The organism is Clostridium sp. AF19-22AC (assembly GCF_003479085.1).
GTDB classification, from domain to species: domain Bacteria; phylum Bacillota; class Clostridia; order Lachnospirales; family Lachnospiraceae; genus Faecalicatena_A; species Faecalicatena_A orotica.
On the sequence record NZ_QUGN01000011.1, the window covers coordinates 181,148 to 187,584 of the forward strand.

At 47.8% G+C, this 6,437-nt stretch carries 7 protein-coding genes; 1 reads left to right on the plus strand and 6 read right to left on the minus strand.

Annotated features, from left to right (window positions below; all coding sequences use genetic code 11):
• Positions 1-19 precede the first annotated feature (19 nt).
• Positions 20-1,003: a D-isomer specific 2-hydroxyacid dehydrogenase family protein gene (locus tag DWX43_RS14320; protein ID WP_118620757.1), complete on the minus strand. Its 984-nt coding sequence runs from the start codon at positions 1,001-1,003 to the stop codon at positions 20-22.
• Between the two features lie 38 nt (positions 1,004-1,041).
• A complete protein-coding gene (locus DWX43_RS14325) occupies positions 1,042-1,833 on the minus strand; it encodes an HAD family hydrolase (protein WP_118620758.1) in 792 nt (263 codons plus the stop codon).
• A 195-nt stretch (positions 1,834-2,028) separates the two neighbouring features.
• On the opposite strand from DWX43_RS14325, the gene pdaA reads away from it, so the two are divergent.
• The gene (gene pdaA, locus DWX43_RS14330) at positions 2,029-2,913 is read left to right on the plus strand and encodes a delta-lactam-biosynthetic de-N-acetylase (protein ID WP_118620759.1); all 885 of its coding nucleotides are present in this window, start codon (positions 2,029-2,031) and stop codon (positions 2,911-2,913) included.
• 237 nt (positions 2,914-3,150) lie between these two features.
• Here pdaA and DWX43_RS14335 read toward each other — a convergent pair whose 3' ends face one another.
• The 4 genes from DWX43_RS14335 to DWX43_RS14350 form a co-directional block, all read right to left on the minus strand.
• Entirely contained in the window at positions 3,151-3,438 is a 288-nt protein-coding gene (locus DWX43_RS14335; protein WP_109731591.1) for a BMC domain-containing protein, read from the minus strand.
• A 16-nt stretch (positions 3,439-3,454) separates the two neighbouring features.
• On the minus strand, positions 3,455-3,754 hold the full coding sequence (locus tag DWX43_RS14340; protein ID WP_118620760.1) for a BMC domain-containing protein: 300 nt from the start codon (positions 3,752-3,754) through the stop codon (positions 3,455-3,457).
• Between the two features lie 95 nt (positions 3,755-3,849).
• Complete coding sequence (locus tag DWX43_RS14345; RefSeq protein ID WP_118620761.1) at positions 3,850-5,244, minus strand: MATE family efflux transporter; 1,395 nt, start codon at positions 5,242-5,244, stop codon at positions 3,850-3,852.
• A complete protein-coding gene (locus DWX43_RS14350) occupies positions 5,234-6,253 on the minus strand; it encodes an XdhC/CoxI family protein (RefSeq protein ID WP_118620762.1) in 1,020 nt (339 codons plus the stop codon). Before DWX43_RS14350 ends, DWX43_RS14345 begins: the two co-directional genes overlap by 11 nt.
• Positions 6,254-6,437: the final 184 nt, after the last annotated feature.

A 6,437-nucleotide genomic window follows, 5' to 3' on the forward strand; every position in this document is an offset into this window, starting at 1 on the left:
CGCGCCATTGTCAGAATTTTCAAACGATCTCCCAGGGATTTTTAACCCCCTTCTCATTCATACAACAGCTCTCTATCGAATGCTTCACCATATCGCTCACCGCCTGGTCCGTATAAAAAGCCATGTGCGGGGTTACGATCACATTCGGGAATCCCCTGAGTATATACAGGTCCCGCTTGCTCAGGATATCTGACTTTCTGTCATAATAATACATACCGAACTCATCCTCGATCACGTCCATAGCCGCTGCCCCGATTTTCTCAGATTCCAGCGCGTCAATCAGGTCCTTTGTATCGACCAGCCCGCCTCTGGCAGTGTTAATCAGCACGGCGCCGTCCTTCATCTTATTAATTGCCTCTGCATCAATCATATGGAAATTATCATCATTCAACGGCATGTGAAGGGTAATCATGTCACATGTCCTATAAAGGGTCTCCAGATCTACATATTCTGCATATTTTGCAGCACTCTCATTTTGATGATGATCATAGGCGTATATCTTACACCCAAAGCCGCTCAGGTCGCGGATCACTGCCTGTCCGATCCTTCCTGTACCGATCACACCGACCGACAGGTTGTGCATTTCCACGCCCTGTATCCCGGGAAGGGAAAAGTCGTTGATCTCCTCTCTCTGCATGATTCGTTTCATCTTGCGGACCGCCATCAGCATCAGCATAACCGTATAATCAGCAACACACTCAGGCGAATACGACACGTTGCTTACCTTCATGCCATACTTCTTTGCCGCCTCAAGATCGATATGGTCATATCCAATCGTCCTTGTGGAAATCATCCTGACGCCCAATTCGTGGAACTTCGCCATCAGTTCCTCATCGATCTTTGTCGTTATGATACTGATATATTCATATCCTGCCGCAAGGTGCGCATTCTCCATACATGGATCATCATGGCAGATGCCAAGCTCCACCTCATATTCTTTTGAAAATTTCTGAAAAAACACTGCTTCATCAAATTCCCTGTAATTATACACAAAAATCTTCATCTCTTATCCCTCCCTGGAGTGTGTTTGATTCTAGTATTCTACATCAATCCATAGTGCCTGACCGCCCGGGCAATCCCGTCTTCTTCCACTTTTGCCGTCACATATTCTGTATAGGGGTCCAGTTCTTCTGCATGGTTCTCCATCGCAACTGTATGCACTGCATATTCAAACATAGATATATCATTCGTGCTGTCACCGAACACATACGCCTGCTCCCGCTCCATTCTGAATTTATTCATTATAAACTCACATGCCGTTGCCTTAGAATATCCTTTTTGAATACACTCATAAGTATTTTCGCCCCGGTCAATTGGTTCAATGTCCTTCTCGATAAACTTGAAAAATGCCTCCTTATCACTCTTTTCATCCGCGTAGACAAACAGCTTGTCGTAGATAAAATTTCCTGTTTCCAGATACGTTTCCATCCCCAGCCCTTCACTTCGAAAGTATCTTTTTGAACTTTCGAGCCTGTCAAACCGGGAAATCCGTTCCGGCAGGTAAACATCGTCCACTGCCTCTATAATCCCTTCAATTTTACATTCCATCATCTTCCGGATGATTTCGCGCCCTCTTTGTTCCGGAATCGAACTTGCAAACAGAATCTCATCCTGATACGTCAGATATGTTCCGCACCCGCATAAAAATCCATCAAACGGAAACTGTTTTATTTGCGCCGGAATACTGCATAGTGTTCGTCCTGTATTAATAAAAAGCAGATGCCCCGCCTTCTTTGCCGCAAGCATGGCATCCAGAGCGCTCTGTGGTATTTCCTTCGTAATCTCACTTAATATCGTACCGTCAATATCAAAAAATAACGCTGCCTTCTTCATAAATATCTCCTGTCATCCTATTTTCTTTCATTTTTTAATCTCACTCTACCACTTTAACACTATTTCCGTAAAAAATCCATTTCTATACCGCACAAAAAATTCCCGATTCCTCCCATTACTTTACATATTTGCCTCAACCGAAAATATTTCTGTGATTCCGACATATACTGTAGAGAATAAGATTCTGGTGATAAAATGAAAATCAATCTGAAAAATCTGGAAAAGAAAACGCTTTTAAAGAAAGGCGCGAAAACACTGCTGCTGTTTGCAGCCGCCTTCCTCGCCGGAACTGCCGCCGGTAAGGTGCAGGACCACTTCTCTCCCGATGCCGCCGAAACAATCACCTCGGCCGATACCATTCCTGAGGGCAGCGCCGCCTCTGCAGAGATTGCTGCCTCCGCGGACGGAAACTGGGGACTGAGCTTCCAGCAGGAGGGACAGCCGCCGGTCGCCAACGCAACCTCTGAGGAATTGAAAAAATACGATGCATACTATACTGGAAATGCAGACGAAAAAGTCATCTACCTCACCTTCGATGCAGGCTTTGAAAACGGAAACATGCCCGCAATTCTGGATGCACTGAAAAAACATAACGTCTCCGCCACATTTTTTGTCGTCGGCACATTCATTTCAACAAACCCCGACCTCGTAAAACGGATGACGGCAGAAGGCCACACCGTAGGAAACCATACATACCATCACCCCGATATGTCGCAGATCTCGACCAAAGAAGCCTTCCAGAAGGAGCTTGGAGATGTAGAAGCCGCATACAAAGAGGCCACTGGAGAAGAAATGACGAAATTCTATCGTCCGCCGCAAGGCAAATACAGCGAATCAAACCTGCAGATGGCAAAAGACCTGGGGTACAAAACATTCTTCTGGAGCCTAGCCTATGTCGACTGGTACGAAAATGACCAGCCCACCAAAGAAGAAGCCTTCGAAAAACTCCTCGGCAGAATCCACCCCGGTGCAATCGTCCTGCTGCACAGCACCTCCAAAACAAACGGGGAAATATTAGATGAACTGCTGACCAAGTGGGAAGAAATGGGATATACCTTCAAAACACTGCAGGAACTGTAAAGGGGTCAGACCCTTTTGCGGTCCGTTTTCAGAATAGTTTAGCAAAAGAGTTTCGCTTGTGAAACTCGCGCCTGCGGCGGCCGCATCGCGGCATCTGCCTCTTACGCCGCAGTGCGCATCCCGCCGGGAGGGCTTTTTATTTCATAGGAAGCTATGAAATAAAAAACAGCGGCCGGACTCTTGAAAGTCTCTAACCGCTGCTTTTTATTGATTCTGTTGTTCATACTGTATGTACAATTATTTTTTCTTTCTGTTTTTAAATCCCTCTACGATGTTCACCATCTCTTCTGACGGATTAGAGATGACTGCTGAATTGAATACTTTACACGGTGGAGCCACTGTTACACTCTCCACTGCGGCGCTCACTGCTGATACACTGCCGCTGATAAAGATCAGGGCATGTCCCCCGCACTTTGTATCCTGTGTCTCGTATGATACGTCTGCTGCTTTCAGCATCTGGTCCGTCACCAGCACAGCATTAGCTTCTCCCAGGACTTCTACCAGTCCATATGCTCCATATGCCATAACTAATACCTCTTCCTTACTTATTAATCGTCATTGTGATTGCTGGTTCTGTCTCTGCCAGTGGTGCTGCGATCACTGTATGCGAAACAATCTTTGAAATCGGTTCTGCCACTCTAAGTGCTGCTTCCATTGCCGCTTTTACATTAGAAACATTCCCACGCAGCTTTACGCATGCGCCCGCTCCCAGACGGTTCCTCTCCACTGCCTGAATCTTCACATCCGCAGCCTTGGCTGCCGCATCTAATGCTACAAAACATGCACACTCGCTGTCCAGCTCAAATACACCTATCGCCATACCTTCATATTGTCCGGCCATAATTTCCTCCTGACTGCAGAACAGCTCTTCCCATTACTCTTTTTCTTCTTACTGCTCTGCTAATATTTTTATTATATATAACTGTTCAAACGATTTCAACTAAAAACGGATGATTTCGACGCTTTTTCAGATTTCTGAATTTGATCTTCTAATTTGGATGCTTTCTTCATCTTGTAAAAATAGTAAGGCACCAGAGGGATCAGCGCCGCAAGCCATGCCGCCGGGTCAGAGAGGCAGACTCCGAAGTAACTCGCCCTCCCCACAAGCACAGCCACAACCGCAGCACGGGCGGCAAGCTCGAATACCCCTCCCAGCATGGGCACCAGTCCGTATCCCATGCCCTGGAGCGCATTCCGGTACACGAAAATGCTTCCCAGAAACGGATAACACCAGAACACTGCCATAAAATACATAACTGCCGCATCAATCACGCCCGTTTCAGACGGCGATACGAACATCAGCACGAGATATCTCCCGAAGAAGAAAATAACTGCCATCAGAACTGCACTGCTGACCAGTATCATAATCTGTGTATACAAAACACCTTTTTTCACCCTGTCCAGCTTTCCTGCACCCCAGTTCTGCCCTACAAAGGTCGCCGCCGTAGCTCCAAACGCAACATAAACACTGGCAACCAGATTCTGTATCTTTGCCCCCGCCGCAAAACCGGCTATATAAACTGCACCGTAAATATTAACAGCACCCTGGACAATGATCGTACCGATGGCGGTAATGGAAAACTGGAGACCCATCGGAATCCCAAGCGCCAGCAGCTTTTTAATGCTGTCCCATGATATCCGGAAATCCTCCCGTTTTAAATGCAGGATATGAAACCTCTTCCTGATATACAAAAAACATAACAATGCCGATATTCCCTGCGCGATCACGGTTGCATACCCGCATCCGACAACCCCCATATGGAACCATGCAATGAATACAATATCCAGAAATATGTTGATCACGGCAGAGATAATCAAAAAATACAGGGGCGATTTGGAATCCCCCAGCGCCCTCATCACGGCCGCAAGGGAATTATAGGCCGCCGTCACGATCAGTCCTGTATAAATCACCGCCATGTAACCGCTCACATCCGGCATCAGTTCCACCGGCGTATTCATCAGCCGCAGGATTGGTTTATTCGCCGCCAGAAGACCCGCGGTCATAAGGACCGTAATCCCGGCCGTCAGATAGACAGACATCGCCGTAAAATGCCGCATCCGGTCATATTTGCGGGCCCCGAACCACTGAGCCACCAGAATCGCAAATCCGCTGCTAATCCCGCTGATCCATCCCGTAACCATAAACATCAAAGAACCGGTACTTCCGATCGCTGCAAGCGCATTCACCCCGAGGAACTGTCCCGCAATGATAGAATCCGCAATATTATAAAATTGCTGAAATACATTTCCTAAAAACATGGGGACCATAAACCCGATCATCAGCCTGACCGGGCTCCCATTTGTCATATCACCTGATTTTTTAGCGCTCATCTTTCTGAGCCCGCCTCTCTATCAGCTGCCCCGCGATGCTCACCGCGATCTCGGCCGGAGTTTCAGCGCCGATGGAAAGACCTATAGGCGTCGTAATTCTGTCCAGATCAGCATCCGTGAAACCCATGCCCCTCAACTTTTCAAACACGCCTGCCTTCTTGTGCCTGCTGCCAATCACCCCGATATAATACGCCTGCGTATGGAGGACCTGCGCCTGTACTTCCAGGTCATCCTTGTGCCCCCGCGTCATAATACAGACATAATCCGATGCCCCGATATCCACATAGTCCGCGATATGGCTGTTCTCAATCAAAAGAACTTCCTCCGCTCCCGGAAATAAATCCGGACGGCTGAATTCTTTCCGGTCCTCCAGAACAACGCAGCGGAAATCCACAGACTTCAGCACCGGGACAAGCGCCTGAGAAACATGGCCCCCGCCGAATATATAAACCCTTCCCGATTTCATCATTTTTTCACAGTAAAAAATCCTGCCCCCGGCCTCAAATTGTTTCGCCTTCTCCCCGAGACTTTCGATGACAGCATCCGGCACAGGCTGTCCTACCAGTCCTCCTGTCTGCGCATAAACTGACATGGGTCCCTGTGCCCCCGCCGAAAGTTCATTGATGATCCAGAATTCTTCCCCTGTCTGGTACAGTGCTTCTATATGCTGCATAAGCGCAGTATTCTGCGGTTCAGCGGCAGAAAGAAACTGAAAATACACATCTACATCACCGCCGCAGATCATGCCAAGGTCCTGAACTTCATTTTTCTTCAGGCTGTAGTGCTCTGTACGTGAATCCTTTTCGGCAAGAACCTCCAGCGCCGCTTCCTCACTGTAATACTCCACAGCCCCTCCGCCGATCGTGCCGCCGATCCTGCCTGCAGATGTGACCAGCATACGTGCACCTGTGCCGCGCGGTGTGGAGCCGGAACTTGCAATAATCGTCACAAGCACCGCATCCTGCCCCTGCCGCAGAGTTTCTTCTAATAATTGAAATAGTTTTTTCATGCTATCAATCCTTTTCTTAAAATTTATAACCTTCACTATTATAACCGATTCCCCGGTAAATTGCACCCACAGAATTATTGTGCACACTCAGCGTGCACGGCACGGGGTGAACAGTAACTCCGAAGATGTTACTGTTCACAGGCACGCCTGTAAACAGTAACGCGCCTGCCCATTTAAAGTCGCC